The organism is Rhizobium leguminosarum (genome assembly GCF_004123835.1).
GTDB lineage: Bacteria > Pseudomonadota > Alphaproteobacteria > Rhizobiales > Rhizobiaceae > Rhizobium > Rhizobium leguminosarum_M.
On sequence record NZ_MZMU01000010.1, the window covers coordinates 17634 to 34092 of the forward strand.

Annotated in this window: 16 protein-coding genes; 8 read left to right on the top strand and 8 right to left on the bottom strand. The window is 63.8% G+C overall.

Features of this window, described 5'->3' with window-relative positions:
• Positions 1-20: 20 nt before the first annotated feature.
• The 3 genes from B5P46_RS13500 to B5P46_RS13510 all read right to left on the bottom strand — a co-directional run bounded on the left by B5P46_RS13500 (position 21) and on the right by B5P46_RS13510 (position 3222).
• Positions 21-1382, bottom strand: coding sequence for an FAD-containing oxidoreductase (locus tag B5P46_RS13500; RefSeq protein ID WP_129419092.1), 1362 nt, complete (start codon positions 1380-1382; stop codon positions 21-23).
• Positions 1379-1840, bottom strand: coding sequence for a DUF4126 family protein (locus B5P46_RS13505; protein WP_129419093.1), 462 nt, complete (start codon positions 1838-1840; stop codon positions 1379-1381). The genes B5P46_RS13500 and B5P46_RS13505 overlap by 4 nt, the downstream gene beginning before the upstream one ends.
• 194 nt (positions 1841-2034) lie before the next feature.
• Positions 2035-3222 carry an acyl-CoA dehydrogenase gene (locus B5P46_RS13510; RefSeq protein WP_129419094.1) on the bottom strand — a complete coding sequence of 396 codons (1188 nt, stop codon included), beginning with the start codon at positions 3220-3222 and terminating at the stop codon, positions 2035-2037.
• Positions 3223-3396: 174 nt separating this feature from the next.
• On the opposite strand from B5P46_RS13510, the gene B5P46_RS13515 reads away from it, so the two are divergent.
• Positions 3397-3735 (top strand): cupin domain-containing protein, encoded by a 339-nt coding sequence (locus tag B5P46_RS13515; RefSeq protein ID WP_129419095.1) that lies wholly within the window; start codon positions 3397-3399, stop codon positions 3733-3735.
• Here the strand turns inward: B5P46_RS13515 and B5P46_RS13520 are convergent, their stop codons facing one another.
• Positions 3736-4689 (bottom strand): LysR family transcriptional regulator, encoded by a 954-nt coding sequence (locus tag B5P46_RS13520; protein WP_129419096.1) that lies wholly within the window; start codon positions 4687-4689, stop codon positions 3736-3738.
• Between the two features lie 174 nt (positions 4690-4863).
• Here B5P46_RS13520 and B5P46_RS13525 point away from each other — a divergent pair, with 174 nt between their 5' ends.
• The 7 genes from B5P46_RS13525 (at position 4864) to mmsB (ending at position 12061) form a co-directional block, all read left to right on the top strand.
• Positions 4864-6069: an ABC transporter substrate-binding protein gene (locus B5P46_RS13525; protein ID WP_129419097.1), complete on the top strand. Its 1206-nt coding sequence runs from the start codon at positions 4864-4866 to the stop codon at positions 6067-6069.
• A gap of 5 nt (positions 6070-6074) precedes the next feature.
• Positions 6075-6857, top strand: a complete 783-nt coding sequence (locus tag B5P46_RS13530) for an ABC transporter ATP-binding protein (RefSeq protein ID WP_129419098.1) — start codon at positions 6075-6077, stop codon at positions 6855-6857.
• Positions 6857-7558 (top strand): ABC transporter ATP-binding protein, encoded by a 702-nt coding sequence (locus B5P46_RS13535; RefSeq protein ID WP_028741797.1) that lies wholly within the window; start codon positions 6857-6859, stop codon positions 7556-7558. The genes B5P46_RS13530 and B5P46_RS13535 overlap by 1 nt, the downstream gene beginning before the upstream one ends.
• A gap of 4 nt (positions 7559-7562) precedes the next feature.
• A complete protein-coding gene (locus tag B5P46_RS13540; protein WP_129419099.1) occupies positions 7563-8450 on the top strand; it encodes a branched-chain amino acid ABC transporter permease in 888 nt (295 codons plus the stop codon).
• A gap of 1 nt (position 8451) precedes the next feature.
• On the top strand, positions 8452-9441 hold the full coding sequence (locus tag B5P46_RS13545; protein WP_027665628.1) for a branched-chain amino acid ABC transporter permease: 990 nt from the start codon (positions 8452-8454) through the stop codon (positions 9439-9441).
• Positions 9442-9574: 133 nt separating this feature from the next.
• Positions 9575-11170: a GMC family oxidoreductase gene (locus B5P46_RS13550; RefSeq protein ID WP_129419100.1), complete on the top strand. Its 1596-nt coding sequence runs from the start codon at positions 9575-9577 to the stop codon at positions 11168-11170.
• Between the two features lie 9 nt (positions 11171-11179).
• Positions 11180-12061 (top strand): 3-hydroxyisobutyrate dehydrogenase, encoded by an 882-nt coding sequence (gene mmsB / locus B5P46_RS13555; RefSeq protein ID WP_129419101.1) that lies wholly within the window; start codon positions 11180-11182, stop codon positions 12059-12061.
• Between the two features lie 67 nt (positions 12062-12128).
• Here mmsB and B5P46_RS13565 read toward each other — a convergent pair whose 3' ends face one another.
• From B5P46_RS13565 to B5P46_RS13580, 4 genes are read right to left on the bottom strand one after another with little or no spacing between them, the layout of a single operon-like run.
• A complete protein-coding gene (locus tag B5P46_RS13565; protein WP_245456157.1) occupies positions 12129-12797 on the bottom strand; it encodes a DUF2218 domain-containing protein in 669 nt (222 codons plus the stop codon).
• Entirely contained in the window at positions 12794-14782 is a 1989-nt protein-coding gene (gene fhuB / locus B5P46_RS13570; RefSeq protein ID WP_129419102.1) for a Fe(3+)-hydroxamate ABC transporter permease FhuB, read from the bottom strand. The genes B5P46_RS13565 and fhuB overlap by 4 nt, the downstream gene beginning before the upstream one ends.
• A complete protein-coding gene (locus B5P46_RS13575; RefSeq protein WP_129419103.1) occupies positions 14775-15659 on the bottom strand; it encodes an ABC transporter substrate-binding protein in 885 nt (294 codons plus the stop codon). Before B5P46_RS13575 ends, fhuB begins: the two co-directional genes overlap by 8 nt.
• A 3-nt stretch (positions 15660-15662) precedes the next feature.
• Positions 15663-16442 (bottom strand): ABC transporter ATP-binding protein, encoded by a 780-nt coding sequence (locus tag B5P46_RS13580; protein ID WP_129419104.1) that lies wholly within the window; start codon positions 16440-16442, stop codon positions 15663-15665.
• Positions 16443-16459: the final 17 nt, after the last annotated feature.

Consider the following 16459-nt stretch of genomic DNA (forward strand, 5'->3'; position numbering starts at 1 on the left):
TTTGAAGCATCAGTTCAGGGTTAAACCGGCTTCAAATCTCCAAGCAGCGTCGGGATCAGCTCCGACACCGTCGGATGGATCGGCACCGACCATTGCAATGCGGGATAGGTCGTTCCTGCATTCATCGCGTCTATGATGCCGTGGATCACCTCGTCGCCCTCGATGCCGAGGATCGCCGCGCCGAGGATTTTTTTGGTCTCGGCGTCGGCGATCACCTTCATGAAGCCCTTGATCTCGCCGCGTTCATTGGCGCGGCCGACGCGGCTCATCGGCCGGGTCGAGATCATGATCCTTCGTCCCGAGGCGCGCGCCTGCTTTTCCGTCATGCCGACACGGCCAAGCGGCGGGTCGATGTAGAGCGCATAGGCTGGGATGCGGCTCGAGACCTTGCGATCGTCGCCGTCGATGAGATTGGCGGCGGCGATCTCGAAATCATTGTAGGAGGTGTGGGTGAAGGCGCCGTGGCCGTTGCAGTCGCCGAGCGCCCAGATGCCGTCGACATTGGTGGCAAGCCTGTCGTCGACAGTGATATAGCCGTGCTTGCCGGTGATCACGCCGGCGGCATCGAGGCCGAGATCGTCGGTGTTCGGCTTGCGTCCGGTGGCAATCAGCACATGGCTCGCATCGATCCTCGCTGAATCGGTGGCGACCGTTATTCCGTCGCTGCTCTTGGCGAAGGCGATGTCGCTGGCGCCGGTATGAATGTCGATCCCCTCCGAGCGCAGGACATCGGCGATCGCGTCGGATATATCCTCGTCCTCACGCGATGCGAGCTTCGGACCATGCTCGATGACGCTGACTTCGGCGCCGAAGCGGCGATACATCTGCGCGAATTCCAGCCCGATATAACTGCCGCCGATGACGGCCAGATGCCGGGGCAGCGTGTCGAGATGGATGATCGAGGTGCTGGTGAGATAATCGATATCGTTGATCCCGGGCAGGTCGGGGATGACCGGCCGCGCGCCGACATTGAGGAAGATGCGCGGTGCGGTCAGCGTCTCGCCGTGGACGCTGACGGTCTTCGGATCCTCAAAACGGGCGTGGCCGTAGATAACGGTCATGCCCTCCATGCCGGTAAGCCAGCCGATCAGGCCGTTGCGGGCGTTCATGGTCACGGTTTCGGCGCGCGCCCTGACCACCTTCATGTCGATGGCGATCTCGCCAGGGATATTGACGCCGTAAGCAGCGCTGTTTCTTGCGACATGGGCGGCGCGGGCGCTGGCGACCAGCGTCTTCGTCGGCATGCAGCCGGCATTGACGCAGGTGCCGCCGAGGAACTTGCGCTCGATCAGCGCCACCTTCATGCCCTTTTCGACCATCCTGGCGGCAAGAAACGGGCCGGCCTGGCCGGCGCCGATAACGATGGCGTCGAAACTTTTCATGCGACGGCTCCCACGATCAGCACCGCGCCGATGACGGCGACGGCATCTTCGATGAGAGCGGCCGGCAGATCCTTGCCGAAGGAGGCGGCAAGCCTGCTGCGGACGGCGGCGCCACCATATGTGCCGATGACGGCGCCGATCACGCCGGCGATCAGCCCGCCGAAAAGCAGGCCGCTGGCTGCACCGATCGTGGCGCCGGCCAGCGCGCCCGTGACAATGCGGGCGCCGAATTGCACCGGCACCTTGCGCGACGGCGTCGATGGCAGCTGGTCGGTGATCAGTTCGACGACGGCGAGAAGCGTGAAGATCCAGGGCGTCCACTGGTAACCCATGAAGGCAAGCGGCGTCTGCGAGACATCGAACCAGCCAAGTGCTGCGCCCCAGGCGACGGCGGCGGGCGCCGTCATGGCGCGAAGCCCGGCAATGACACCAATCAGCAATGCAAGAAGCAGAAACATGCATGATCCCCCTTTTTGCCGGCTCTTGCCGTCGTGAGGGAAGGTTGCACATTGTCAGGCGCGTGGCAATTCGCCCTTTCGCGCCAATGCGCTAAAGCGCGTCGCGTCGAATCGGAATCATGTGACGCGCTTTAAGTCTTTGTTTTATGCATGCCGTTGTCCCAAAACCGCTGCACACTTTTGGGCGGCATGCACTAGTTCGCAAAGGCGGCAATGCCGGTGATCGCCCGGCCGATGATCAGCGCGTGGATGTCGTGCGTGCCCTCATAGGTGTTGACCACTTCGAGGTTGACGAGATGACGGGCAATGCCGAATTCGTCGGAGATGCCGTTGCCGCCGAGCATGTCGCGGGCCGCGCGCGCGATCTCCAGCGCCTTACCGCAGCTGTTGCGCTTGAGGATCGAGGTCAGCTCCACCGGCGGATGGCCTTCTTCCTTCATGCGGCCAAGCCGCAGGCAGCCCTGAAGGCCGAGCGAGATTTCCGCCGCCATGTCGGCGAGTTTCTTCTGGATCAGCTGGTTGGCAGCAAGCGGCCGGCCGAACTGCTTGCGCTCCAGCGTATATTGCCGGGCTCTGGCATAACAATCCTCGGCGGCGCCGAGTGCGCCCCAGGCGATGCCGAAGCGGGCCGAGTTGAGGCAGGTGAACGGTCCCTTCAGGCCGGTCACACCAGGCAGAAGATTTTCCTCCGGCACGAAGACCCCGTCCATCACCACTTCGCCTGTGATCGAGGCGCGCAGGCCCACCTTGCCGTGGATGGCGGGGGCCGAAAGTCCTTTCCAGCCCTTTTCGAGGATGAAGCCGCGGATGAGGCCGTCCTCGGTTTTTGCCCAGACGACGAAGACGTCGGCGATCGGCGCGTTGGAGATCCAGGTCTTCGAGCCGGTGAGGCTGTAGCCGCCATCGACCTTTTTGGCGCGTGTCGCCATCGAGCCGGGGTCGGAGCCGTGATCCGGTTCGGTCAGGCCGAAGCAGCCGATCCATTCGCCAGTGGCGAGTTTCGGCAGGTATTTCAGCTTCTGCGCCTCGGAGCCGAAGGTTTCGATCGGCACCATCACGAGCGAGGACTGCACGCTCATCATCGAGCGGTAGCCGCTGTCGACCCTTTCGACCTCGCGGGCGATCAGGCCGTAGGCGACGTAGCCGAGGCCGGCGCCGCCATAATCCGGCGAGATCGTCGGGCCGAGCAGGCCGAGTTCGCCCATTTCGCGGAAGATCTCAGGATCGGTCTTTTCATTGCGGAAGGCGTCGAGAACGCGGGGAGCAAGCTTTTCCTGCGCATAGGCATGGGCGGTGTCCTGCACCATGCGCTCTTCGCTGGTCAGCTGCTCCACCAGCCGAAACGGATCGGCCCAGTCGAAAACTTCGCGCGTATGCTGCATGGCGGCGTCTCCTCATCCCGGTTCTGGCTTGCCTCGCTCAAGTTGGCCATAGACCCGCCAGCCGACCGCGTCAACAGAAGGCGGCAGTCTCGAAAAGACGGGCCGCGCCATCTTTTCAAAAGCGCCGGCATGATCCACTTTGCCCGCGATCGATTCTGCAATGAGGAGGCGGAAATGTCGTCAAGCGATCTGTTCGTATCGGCCGAAGGCGCCGAGTGGGTCAATCCCGAGCCCGGCGTCGTCAGGCGCATCATGACCTATCTGCCCGAGATGATGCTGGTGGAAGTGGCCTTCGAGAGCGGTGCCGTGGGTGCGGCGCATTCGCATCCGCACATCCAGGCAAGCTATGTCGCTGAGGGCAGCTTCGAAGTGACGATCGACGGCCGGACCGAGGTGCTGCGGCAGGGCGGCAGCTTCATCGTGCCCCCCAATCTCGTCCACGGCGTCAGGGCGCTGGAAAAGGGCCGGCTGATCGACGCCTTTACCCCGCACCGGGCCGAGTTCCTGAAGTAACTAGACATCCGACCTTGCCCGGCGTGCCGGGCCGGCGGCGGTGACATAGGGTGGCACGAAGCGCGCATCCTCGCCGCGCACCGCCTCGCGCAGGAAATCGATGACGGCGCGCACGCGCGGCGCCTGTTTCAGGTCGCGATGGCAGGTGATCCAGTAATGGCGCTTGAGGTCGATCTCCTCGGGCAGCACGCGCACGAGTTCGGGATAACGGCTGGCGAAGAAATAGGGCAGGATGCAGAGGCCGAGGCCGTTTCTGGTGGCGGTGAGCTGCGCGAAGATGCTGGAGCTTTGAAACTGCGGCTTGATGCGCGGATGCACATCGCCCAGATAATCGAGGCCCGGCGCGAAAATCATCTCCTCGATATAGCTGACGAAGGGATGGCCGAGCAGGTCTTCGCGGCAGGTGATCGGCGCGGCCTTCGCCAGATAGTCGCGCGAGCCATAGACCTGCAGGTGGTAGTCCGTCAGCTTCTCGGCGAAATAAGCCCCGCCCTTCGGCTCATCGAGCACGACGGAAAGATCTGCCTCCTTGCGCGACAGCGACATGATCTGCTGGATCGTCACCAGTTCCAGCGCCAGATGCGGATGCTGGGCGGCAAACTGCGGCAGCACGGTTGCGAAGAAGAAATTGGCAAAACCCTCCGGCGCGCTCAGCCGCACGAGGCCGCGTTGCGCCATCGAGCCGTCGGCGAGGTCGGCGCGCAGCCGCTCGGTCTCCTGCTCCATCCTTTCGGCCGTCTCGACGAAGCGCGTGCCCATGGCGGTCAAGACATAGCCGCGCGGGTTGCGCTCGAACAGCTTAACCTTGAGGGTGAACTCCAGCCGGTCGATGCGGCGTGAGACGGTGGCATGGCTGGAGCGCAGCTGGCGGGCCGCGGTCGACAGCTGTCCAGTGCGGGCGACGGCTAGAAAAAACTGCAGATCGTCCCAAGTAAACTGCGGTGGATTGTTCATCGCCGTCCCCTCTGTTCAAAAACGAACAGATACTGTTTGGAATTAGTTGTAAATCACCCGTTGCCTCAGGGCGGAATTTCCGTGATCGTAAGGTGAGGGTCCGTCGTCCTGAGGAGTGCGGCTGGCCAAATTTGAACAGATCCGCAATTTGGCCAATCTCTGGGAGGAGAGAATATGCGAAAGAATCTCATTGCATCAGTTGCATTTCTGCTTGCGAGCAGCACAGCGGTGCTCGCGCAGAGCGCGACCGACGGCAAGGTCAAGATCGGCATCCTGAACGACCAGTCGGGCGTCTATGCCGATTTCGGCGGCAAGTCTTCCGTCGAGGCAGCCAAGATGGCGGTCGAGGAGTTCGGTGGCAAGGTGCTGGATGTGCCGGTCGAGATCGTCGATGCCGACCACCAGAACAAGCCGGATATCGCCTCCAACATCGCCCGCCAATGGTACGACACCGAGCAGGTGGATGCGATCATGGAACTGACGACATCGTCCGTGGCGCTCGCCGTGCAGGCGATCGGCAAGGAAAAGAAGAAGATCGACATCGTCACCGGTGCGGCGACGACGGATCTCACCGGCAAGGCCTGCTCGCCTTATGGCTTCCATTGGGCCTACGACACCCATGCACTCGCCGTCGGCACCGGCGGCGCGCTCGTCAAGCAAGGCGGGGACAGCTGGTTCTTCCTGACCGCCGACTATGCCTTCGGCTATTCGCTGGAGCAGCAAACCAGCGACTACGTCAAGGCAAGCGGCGGCAAGGTCGTCGGTGCCGTCCGCCATCCGCTGTCGAGCCAGGACTTCTCGTCCTTCCTGCTGCAGGCGCAATCGTCAGGCGCCAAGGTGATCGGTCTTGCCAATGCCGGCCTCGACACCTCGAATGCCATCAAGCAGGCGGCTGAATTCGGCATCACCCAGGGTGGCCAGCATCTGGCGGCGCTGCTTTTCACACTCGCCGAAGTGCATGGCCTTGGCCTCGAGGCGGCGCAGGGGCTGACGCTGACGGAAGGTTTTTACTGGAACCGCGACGACGAAAGCCGCGCCTTTGCAAAGAAGTTCTTCGACCGCACCGGCAAGATGCCGAACATGGTCCACACCGGCACCTACTCGGCGGTGACGCAATATCTGAAGGCGATCCAGAAGGCCGGCACCGACGAGACGGAAGCCGTCGCCAAGCTGCTGCATGAAATGCCTGTTGACGACGTCTTCGGCCGCGGGGGCACGGTCGGCGCCAACGGCCGCATGATCCACGACATGTACCTGCTGCAGGTCAAGAAGCCTTCCGAGAGCAAGGAGCCGTGGGATTACTTCAACGTGCTCGCCACCATTCCCGGCAAGGAAGCCTATATCGATCCCGCCAAGAGCGGCTGCGATCTGGTGAAGTAAGCACGATGGCGGTTTCCGCAACTGAAACTCTGGCGAAGCCGCGGGTGGTGTTATGCGCCCGCGGCCTGCGCCGCGATTTCGGCGGCTTCACGGCCGTCAAGAACGTCGATCTCGACGTGCATGACGCCAGCGTGCATGCGCTGATCGGCCCGAACGGCGCCGGCAAGACCACGGTCTTCAACCTGTTGACGAAATTCCTGCAGCCGACATCGGGCACGATCACGCTGATGGGCACCGATATTACCAAAACACCGCCCGATAAAGTGGCGCGCATGGGGCTGGTGCGCTCCTTCCAGATCTCGGCGGTCTTCCCGCATCTGACCGTTCTCGACAATGTGCGGGTGGCGCTGCAGCGGCCGAACAATCTTTCCACACAGTTCTGGCGGCCGCTTTCCGCACTCGACCGGCTGAACGAGCGCGCCGAGCAACTGCTCGCCAGCGTCGGACTTTCCAAGGAGCGCCATCACATCGCCGCCGATCTTTCCTATGGCCGCAAGCGCGTGCTGGAGATCGCCACCACGCTGGCATTGGATCCGAAGGTACTGCTGCTCGACGAGCCGATGGCCGGCATGGGGCAGGAGGATGTCGGCGTCGTCTCATCGATCATCCGGGAGGTCGCCCGGGACCGCGCGGTATTGATGGTCGAGCACAATCTGTCCGTCGTCGCCAATATCTGCCAGCATGTCACCGTGCTGCAGCGCGGCGAGATCCTCGCCGAGGGCGACTACGCGACCGTCAGCCAGGACGAGCGTGTGCGTGTGGCCTATATGGGCACGGAGGAGCATTGATGGCCACTCTCCTCGAAGTCCAGGGGCTCAATGCCTGGTACGGCGAAAGCCACGTCCTGCACGGCGTCGACATGCGTGTGGCCGAAGGCGAGACGATCACCATTCTCGGCCGCAACGGCGTCGGCAAGACGACGACGCTGCGCACCATCACCGGCATCGTGCGGGCCCGCAAGGGCAAGATCAGCTTTGACGGCAGCGATATGATGCAGGTGCCGCTGCACAAGACGGCGCATCGGGGCATCGGCTTCGTGCCGGAGGAGCGTGGCATCTTCTCGACGCTCACCGTTTCGGAAAACCTGCTGCTGCCGCCGGTTGTGGCAGAGGGCGGCATGACGCTCGACGAAATCTACGAGCTTTTCCCCAATCTCTACGAGCGCCGCGGCAGCCCGGGCACCAAGCTTTCCGGCGGCGAGCAACAGATGCTGGCGATCGCTCGAATCCTCCGCACCGGCGTCAGGCTGCTCATTCTCGACGAACCGACGGAGGGACTTGCCCCCGTTATCGTCCAGCGCATCGGCGAGGTGCTGAAGACGCTGAAGGAGCGCGGCATGACGATCCTGCTCGTCGAGCAGAATTTCCGTTTCGCCAGCCGTATTGCCGATCGCTTCTATCTGATGGATCATGGGCAGATGGTGTCGGAATTCCCGGTCGGTGAACTACCGCAGCGCATGGATACGCTGCATAAGGTTCTGGGAGTATGACCAGATGACGATGATCTTCGGCATTCCCCTGCAGGCGATGCTCGGCCAGCTGCTGATCGGCCTGATCAACGGCTCGTTCTACGCGCTGCTCAGCCTCGGCCTCGCTATCATCTTCGGCCTGCTCCGGGTGATCAACTTCGCCCACGGCGCGCAATATATGCTCGGCGCCTTCGTCGCCTACCTGCTGCTGACCTATGCCGGCATCGGCTACTGGCCGTCGCTGATCTTGGCGCCTGTCATCGTCGGCCTTGCCGGTGCAATCATCGAGCGGCTGTTCCTGCGCCGGCTCTACGATCTCGACCCGCTCTACGGCCTGCTATTCACCTTCGGGATGGCGCTGGCGGTCGAGGGCACCTTCCGTTATCTCTACGGCTCTTCCGGCCAGCCCTATGCGACGCCGGCAGCTCTTGCCGGCGGGGCGAACCTCGGCTTCATGTTCCTGCCGATCTATCGCGGCTGGGTGGTGGTCGTCTCGCTCGTCGTCTGCCTCGGCACCTGGCTGCTGATCGAGAAGACCAAGCTCGGGGCTTACCTGCGCGCCGCCACCGAAAACGCCGTGCTGGTGCAGGTCTTCGGCGTCAACGTGCCGGTGCTCTTGACGCTCACCTACGCGCTCGGCGCCGGTCTCGCTGCCTTTGCCGGCGTGCTGGCGGCGCCGATCTACCAGGTCTCGCCGCTGATGGGCTCGAACATGATCATCGTCGTCTTCGCCGTCGTCGTTGTCGGCGGCATGGGATCGATCATGGGCGCGATCATCACCGGTTATGTGCTCGGCATCGCCGAGGGCCTGACCAAGGTCTTCTATCCCGAGGCGTCCAACATCGTGATCTTCGTCATCATGGCGATCGTGCTTCTCATCAGGCCCGCGGGCCTCTTCGGACGGGATGCTTGACATGGCCGACATCACCGAAACCATCCGAACGGAAAAAAGCCGAACCGCTCTTTCGGTGCAGGCGGGTTTCCTGCTTGCGGGACTGCTGCTCCTGCTGCTGGCGCCGTTCTTTTTCTATCCGATCTTCCTGATGAAGCTGCTCTGCTTCGCGCTCTTTGCCTGTGCCTTCAACCTGCTGCTCGGCTATACCGGCCTCCTGTCCTTCGGCCATGCCACCTTCTTCGGCGGAGCTGCCTATTTCACCGCCTATACGGTGAAGGAATGGGGCCTGCCGCCGGAACTCGGCATCCTGATCGGCGTGGCGGGTGCGGCGTTTCTCGGGCTCGTCATGGGCTTCTTCGCCATCCGCCGCCAAGGCATCTATTTCGCGATGATCACGCTGGCGCTGTCGCAGATGTTCTTCTTCTTCTGCCTGCAGGCGGAATTCACCGAAGGCGAGGACGGCATTCAGTCGGTGCCGCGCGGCCACCTCTTCGGTTTCATCGATCTGAACAGCTCGACCAACATGTATTATTTCGTGCTGGCCGTCTTTCTCGTCGGCATCCTGATCATCTGGCGCTTTATCAATTCGCCCTTCGGCATGATCCTGAAATCGATCCGCGAGAACGAACAACGGGCGATCTCGCTCGGTTATTCCGTAGCGCGCTACAAGCTCGGCGCCTTCGTCATGTCGGCGGCGCTTGCAGGGCTCGCGGGCGCGGTGAAATCGATCGTTTTCCAGTTCGCGACGCTGACCGACGTTGCCTGGCAGATGTCGGGCGAGGTGATCCTGATGACGCTGCTCGGCGGCATCGGCACGCTGATCGGCCCGCTCTTCGGCGCCGGGCTGGTGGTGGTGCTGGAAAACTACCTCGCCACTTCGGAATTCCCGGTGACGATCATCACCGGCATCGTCTTCATGGTCTGCGTGCTGATCTTCCGCCGCGGCATCATCGGCGAATTCTACGCCTCGCGGCTGGGGCGGAAACTGGGCTTCGTCTATCGCCGCTGAACGGGCGGACCTCTCTCTTTCCGGAAAGAATTATTCTTTCCGGGGAAAGAGACGGGCGGCGGCGCTGCGACCCTTCCTCTCCCCGTGCTGCGGGGAGGGGAAAGCGGCAAGCATCTGGAGTCTCATGCGGGGCATGGATCGTTACGACTATATCATCGTCGGGGCAGGCAGCGCCGGCTGCGTGCTCGCCAACCGGCTGTCTGCCGATGGCCAGAGCCGGGTGCTTCTGCTCGAAGCCGGCGGCAGCGACAACTATCACTGGATCCATATTCCGGTCGGTTATCTCTATTGCATCAACAATCCGCGTACTGACTGGTGCTTCACCACGGCGCCGGAAGCAGGGTTGAACGGCCGGGCGCTGAGCTATCCGCGCGGCAAGGTTCTGGGCGGCTGTTCGTCGATCAACGGCATGATCTACATGCGCGGCCAGGCGCGCGATTACGACCTCTGGCGGCAGATGGGCTGCAGCGGCTGGGGCTGGGACGATGTTCTGCCCTTCTTCCGCAAGTCCGAGGATTTTTATCGCGGCGAAGACGAGATGCATGGTGCCGGCGGCGAATGGCGCATCGAGAAGGCGCGTGTGCGCTGGGCCGTGCTCGATGCCTTTCAGCAGGCGGCCGGAGAAGCGGGTATCCCGGAGACTGCGGATTTCAATCGCGGCAGCAACGAGGGCTCCGGCTATTTCGACGTCAACCAGCGTTCCGGCATCCGCTGGAACACTTCGAAGGCCTTCCTGCGCCCGGCGATGAGGCGCTCCAACCTGACCGTCCTGACCAAGGCGCAGGTGCGGCGGCTACTGGTGGAGGAGGGTGCCGTTGCCGGCGTCGAATTCCAGCATGGTGGCGTGGCGAAACGCGCCTATGCTGCGAAAGAAACCGTCCTTTCGGCCGGTTCGATCGGTTCGCCGCATATCCTGGAACTGTCAGGCATCGGCAGGGGCGAGGTTCTCCAGCGGGCGGGTGTCGATGTCGTCACCGAGGTGAAGGGTGTCGGCGAGAACCTGCAGGACCATCTGCAGCTGCGTCTGGCCTACAAGGTGACGGGCGTTCCGACGCTGAACGAGAAGGCGACGAAGCTGATCGGCAAGGCGGCGATCGGGCTCGAATATCTCGTCCGCCGCTCCGGGCCGATGGCGATGGCGCCGAGCCAGCTCGGCATCTTCACCCGATCGGGCCCGGACCGGGAAACGCCCGACCTGCAATATCATGTGCAGCCGGTCTCGCTGGAGAAGTTCGGCGATCCCGTCCATCCTTTCCCGGCAATCACCGCGAGCGTCTGCAATCTGAGGCCGGAAAGCCGGGGTTCGGTGCATCTGTCGAGCCCGGATTTTGCCGCCCAGCCGACGATCAGCCCGAAATACCTCTCGACGCAACGCGATCGTGACATAGCTGTTCGTTCAATACGGTTGACGCGCAGGATCGTCGCGCAGCCTTCATTTGCCCGTTTCAGGCCGGAGGAATTCAAGCCGGGACCTGCCTATCAGACGGAGGCCGATCTGGAGCGGGCGGCGGGCGAGATCGGCACGACGATCTTTCATCCCGTCGGCACCTGCCGCATGGGCGCCGACAGGGACAGCGTCGTCGATCCCAGGCTGAGATTCCGGGCGCTCGGCAAGCTCAGGATCGCCGACGCCTCGGTGATGCCGTCGATCACCTCGGGCAACACCAATTCGCCGACCATCATGATCGCCGAAAAGGCGGCAGCAATGATCCTCGAAGACAATCGATAGGAGAAGACCATGGCAAGGATCGCATTCATCGGCCTCGGCAACATGGGTGGGCCGATGGCCGCCAATCTGGTCAAATCAGGTCACGAGGTCCTCGGCTTCGATCTCGCGGCTTCGGTGCTGAAGGCCGCCGAGGAGAGGGGCGTCAAGCCGGCAAGCCATGCCAGCCAGGCGGTCAAGGACGCGGAGATCATCATCACCATGCTGCCGCAGGGCAGACACGTGCTGACGGCCTGGACCGATATCCTGCAGTCCGCCGCGCAAGGCACGCTGGTCATCGATTGCTCGACCATCGATGTCGAAAGCAGCCGCAAGGCGCATGAGATGGCCAAGGCCGCAAGCTGCCTGTCGCTCGACGCCCCGGTCTCCGGCGGCACGGGCGGGGCGAGCGCCGGCACGCTGACCTTCATGGCCGGCGGCTCGGAAGACGCCTTCGCGAAGGCAAAACCAATCCTCGAGGCCATGGGAAAGAAGATCGTCCATTGCGGCGAGGCCGGCGCCGGCCAGGCGGCGAAGATCTGCAACAACATGATATTAGGCATTTCGATGGTGGGCGTCTGCGAGGCCTTCGTGCTCGCCGAAAAGCTTGGCCTCTCGCATCAGGCGCTGTTCGACGTCGCCTCGACCTCGTCAGGCCAGTGCTGGTCGGTCAATACCTATTGCCCGGTGCCCGGACCGGTGCCGACCTCGCCGGCGAATAATGACTACAAGCCGGGCTTTGCCGCGGCTCTGATGCTGAAGGATCTCAGGCTCTCCCAGGAAGCGGCGCTGGCGAGCGGCGCCTCCACGCCACTCGGCGCGGAAGCAGCGCAGCTTTTCGCGCTCTTCGAAAAGCAGGGCAATGGCGGAAGGGACTTTTCCGCCATCATAGAGATGTTCCGCGAGCGGATGTGAGCCTTGGTAGTGTCTGCAACACTCGCCAACCTCAACCATGTGCCCGTTTGGTCCGATATTTCCTACCCTACCGAGGAGAAGGGGGACCGAGACGCTGCCGCGAATCTCTTCTCCCCAGCGGGGAGAAGGTGCCGGCAGGCGGTTGAGGGGGTGAGCGGCAAGCCGCGAATGCGCTGAGCGCAAGCGAAGGGCAATGAATGGCGTACCGTGCGGCCCCCTCATCCGACCCTTCGGGCCACCTTCTCCCCGCTGGGGAGAAGAGGGAGCGCGGCCAGACGGGCGGGCGCCCCTTCGGCGGAATGAGCAGGCGGAAATGCAGGCCGCCATCGGCAAAATGCCTGGTATCGTCGCAGGCGACGGTGACCCGGCGCATATGCGGGGTGATGTTTTTGGCGCCGATGACGCGGATTTCGCGCAGATCGGGCAGGCGGTCCGCCTTTGGAGCATCGGACCAGGTGAGCTCCAGCGTCTCCTCGCCGGCAAAGCCGAAGAGGTGTTCGGCAAGGATGGCCCGCACATTCTGGAGCGCACGCGCGCTCCGGCAGGAGAGCTCGATCGCGAGTGCCTGGCCGTCTCGACTTATATCGGCCTTGCCGATCATCGTCTCGACTGTGACGGCGTCGCCGTTTCGGGTGACGGTGCCGTGCTCGACGAAATGCGTGCAGATCTCGTCGAGCATTCTGCCGGGGTCGGCGGTGACTGCGACGCCGGATACTGTAAATCGTTCAGCCGTCATTGCTGAACCTCCTTTCGCGAAAGCAGCCAGATAAGATAGGGGCCGCCGATCAGGGCCGCGAAGAGGCCGACCGGCACCTGGTAGGGGTAGATGACGACGCGCGACAGCCAGTCCGCCGCCATCAGCACGCCGGCGCCGAAGAGGAGGCTCGCCGCCAGCCGGTGGCCCGGGGCGCGGAAGCCGGCAAGGCGGGCAAGATGCGGCGCAATCAGGCCGGTGAGGCTGAGTGGTCCGACGAGGAATGAGGCGATCGCCGTCATCAGCGCGGCGAGGACGGCAAGCGCCAGTCGGCTTGCCCCGACATGAAGGCCGATGGCGCGGCTGGGGCCGGCGCCGAGCGGCAGGATCGTCAGCCAGCGGCTGAGGAAGGGCAAGGGCGCTGTCAGCACGACGAGCGAGATGATGGCCGTCCAGGCTTCGAAGACGCCGGCGCGGTTGGTCGAGCCGGAAAGCCATGTGAGCAGGATATAGCCGCGCATATCGCCCTGGGCGAGCACCATGGTCACGATCGCCATGCCGAAGGCGCCGATGCCGACGCCGGCAAGCAGCATGCGTTCCGGCGAGAATTGCGCGCGGGCTGATATGGCGATCATCGTAAGGAAGGCGGCCAGCGCGCCGAGCGCCATGGCAAGCAGCATGATGATGGGCGAGGGGAATCCGAAGAGAAAGAGCGCCACGGTCAGACCCGCACCGGCACCGCTGCTGACACCCAGCACCTCGGGGCTCGCGATCGGATTGCCGGTGACGCGCTGCATGATGAAGCCGGCTGCCGCCAGCATGGCGCCGGCCCCGGCCGCCACGATCGTTCGCGGCAGTCGGAAGGGCAGGAGATCGGTCAAGAGCGAGCCGGTCGCGACATGCCAGCCGTCCTCGGCAGGGCCGAGGGTGAGGACGACGGCAAAGATCAGGGCGAGGGCAGTAAAGAGTGCCCCAAGGGCCAGAAGCGGCCTAGCGAGCCTGTTCGGCGCTGCATTCGACTGGGCGGCAATGGCCGAAACGGAATGCACGCGCGGCAGCAGGCAGAGCAATAGGGGACCGCCGAGCAGGGCGGTTGCGGCTCCCGTCGGCGCCAGATCGGTGAAGCCGGGGCCGAGGATCTGGGTGAGGCAATCGGTCAGGAACAGCAGGCCGGCGCCCATCAGCGGTGCTGTCATCATCAGTTTGCCGGTGTTGCGCGCGCCGGCAAGCCTTGCGATCGCAGGGGCGGCGAGCCCGACGAAGCCGATCACGCCGACCTCTGATATCACCGAGGCGGCAAGCCAGACGGCGAGTGCGACGATCGCAAGGCGGGTCGAATGCAGGGCAAGGCCGAGGCTCTTGGCGCCGCTGTCGTCGAGGGCAAGGATGCGGAGCGGCCGCACTAGCAGCAGAGCGGCGGCAAAGCCGAGGATAAGCCGAGGGCCGAGCGAGAGCGCGCCGTTCCAATCCTGCTGACTGAGCGAACCGGCGCCCCAGATATAGATCGACATGGCATATTCGCCGCGCGAAAGGATCAGCGTGACGCTGAGGGCCGAGGCGATCAGGCTGACGATAAGGCCAGAGAGCGCGACGGTCACCGGATCGAGCCCGCGCCGCCAGCTCAGAGCCAGCACGATGGCGACAGCCGCGAGTCCGCCGCCGAAGGCGGCCATCTCGCGCGAAAATCCGATGAGCAGGGGCGAGAAGCTCATTGCCGCCGTCATTGCCAGTTGCGCCCCGGAGGCGATGCCGAGCGTGGAGGCATCGGCGATCGGATTGCGCAGGACGCGCTGCAGCAATGTGCCGGAAAGGCCGAGCGCGGCGCCGGCGATCAGGGCCAACGCAGCCCGGGGCATGATGCTGTTCCAGAGCAGCACCCCGTTCAGCATGGCTGCATCGGCATCGTCGTGCGGAACCTCGGGACGTGTCGCGACGAGGAGTGCGAAGACAATGATGCAGAGTAAGGCCAGGATCATGCCGATAACGGGCGTGCTCGAGCTTCGCGCGGGCCTGGCGCGGCTAACCATTCCATGTATGGCTGAGCCCCTCCGCCAGAAGATCGGCAAAACGGGCAGCGGCCGGCAGTGCGCCATAGGGATTGATCGAGCCGAGCATCAGCACGCGTTTCTCGCGCACGGCCGGCAGCGCATTCCAGAAGCTGCTGGCAGAAAGCGTGGCGAGCGCATCGGCCGGGTGTGGCGGGATCATGACGATCCAGGCGTCAGGCATCGATGCCAATATCTCGATGCCGACGGGAGCTGCGGCCGAATAGCTGGTCGCAGCCTGCCAGGCATTGGTGAGACCGACGCGTTTCAGCACCTCGCCGAACATGCTGTCGGAGCCGAAGACACGGAAATGCCGGGCATCGCCGAGATTGATCGGGATCACCGGCCGCCCGTCGCCGGCGGCAAAGACAGCCCGGTAGCGGTCGAGCCTGGCTGCAAGCTCTTCGGTCAATTGTCTCGCTGCGGCAAGCTGCAGACGCTCGCCGATTGCAAGTGTGGCCTGCTCGGCCAGCGCAAAGGGGCTGTCGCCGGGTTTGTAGATCGCATGGCTTTCCACAGGCGCGACCCCGCGCATGCGTTCGTCTGCCCACGCATAGAAGTTCGAGTTGAAGATCAGTTCCGGCCGGGCAAACCGCAGCGCCTCGAAATTCGGCGTGCCGCGCAGGCCGAGATCGGCGGCTGTTGCCGGCACTTCAGGCGTGACCGCCACCTCGCGGAATTGCCGCAGTTCGGTTGCCGCAACGACATTCGCGCCGATTGCCAGCAGGGTTTCGAGCAGCGCCCAGTCGAGCGTTGCGATGCGCAGGCCCTCCGCCGCCCGCAAACGCGCGGGGGTGGAGAGCGAGGCCGCCGCAGCGGCCAGAAACTGCCTGCGGGAGAAGAACGCCAAAAAAGCCATGGCCTACAACAGATAGCTCACCGGCTCGTTTCGAACCGGATGCGGGAAGACGCCCATGCCGACGCCGAAGATCGACTGCAGCGTATCCGCCTGCATGATCTGGGTGGGCGTGCCCTCGGCGGTGATCCGGCCGCGATTGAGCGCGATGATCGCGTCACAATAGCGCGCGGCGAGGTTGATATCGTGCAGCACGATGATGACAGTCAGCCTGCGTTCATGGCTGAGTTCCTTGACCAGCGAAAGAACGCTTGCCTGATGGGCGAGGTCGAGTGCCGACGTCGGCTCGTCGAGCAGCAGGCAGCGGGCGTTCTGGGCCAGCATCATGGCGATCCAGGCGCGCTGGCGTTCGCCGCCGGACATGCTGGCGACGAGACGATCGGCAAATTCCTCGAGCTCGGTGCGGACGATCGCTTCCTCGACCATGCTGCGATCCGTCGCGGTGAAGCGGCCAAGCGTGCCGTGCCAGGGAAAACGGCCGAGCGCCACAAGTTCCCGCACGGTCATCCCGTCGGTCGCCGGCGTGAATTGCGGCATGTAAGCGACGTGCCGGGCAAAGGCCCGGTTGCCCCAGTCACCCGCCGGCTTGCCATCGAAGGAAATGACGCCGGATTTCGGCCCGACCTGGCGGGCGATGATCTTCAAAAGCGTGCTCTTGCCGGAACCGTTCGGCCCCACCAGTCCGTAAATGCGGCCGCGCTCAAGCGTCAGGTCGATGCCGGACAGGATGGATTTCGGCCCGATGGCATAATCTATCCGCGAGAGGGCAAGGAAAGGCGAAGGCATGGTTTGCTCCAGGTTCG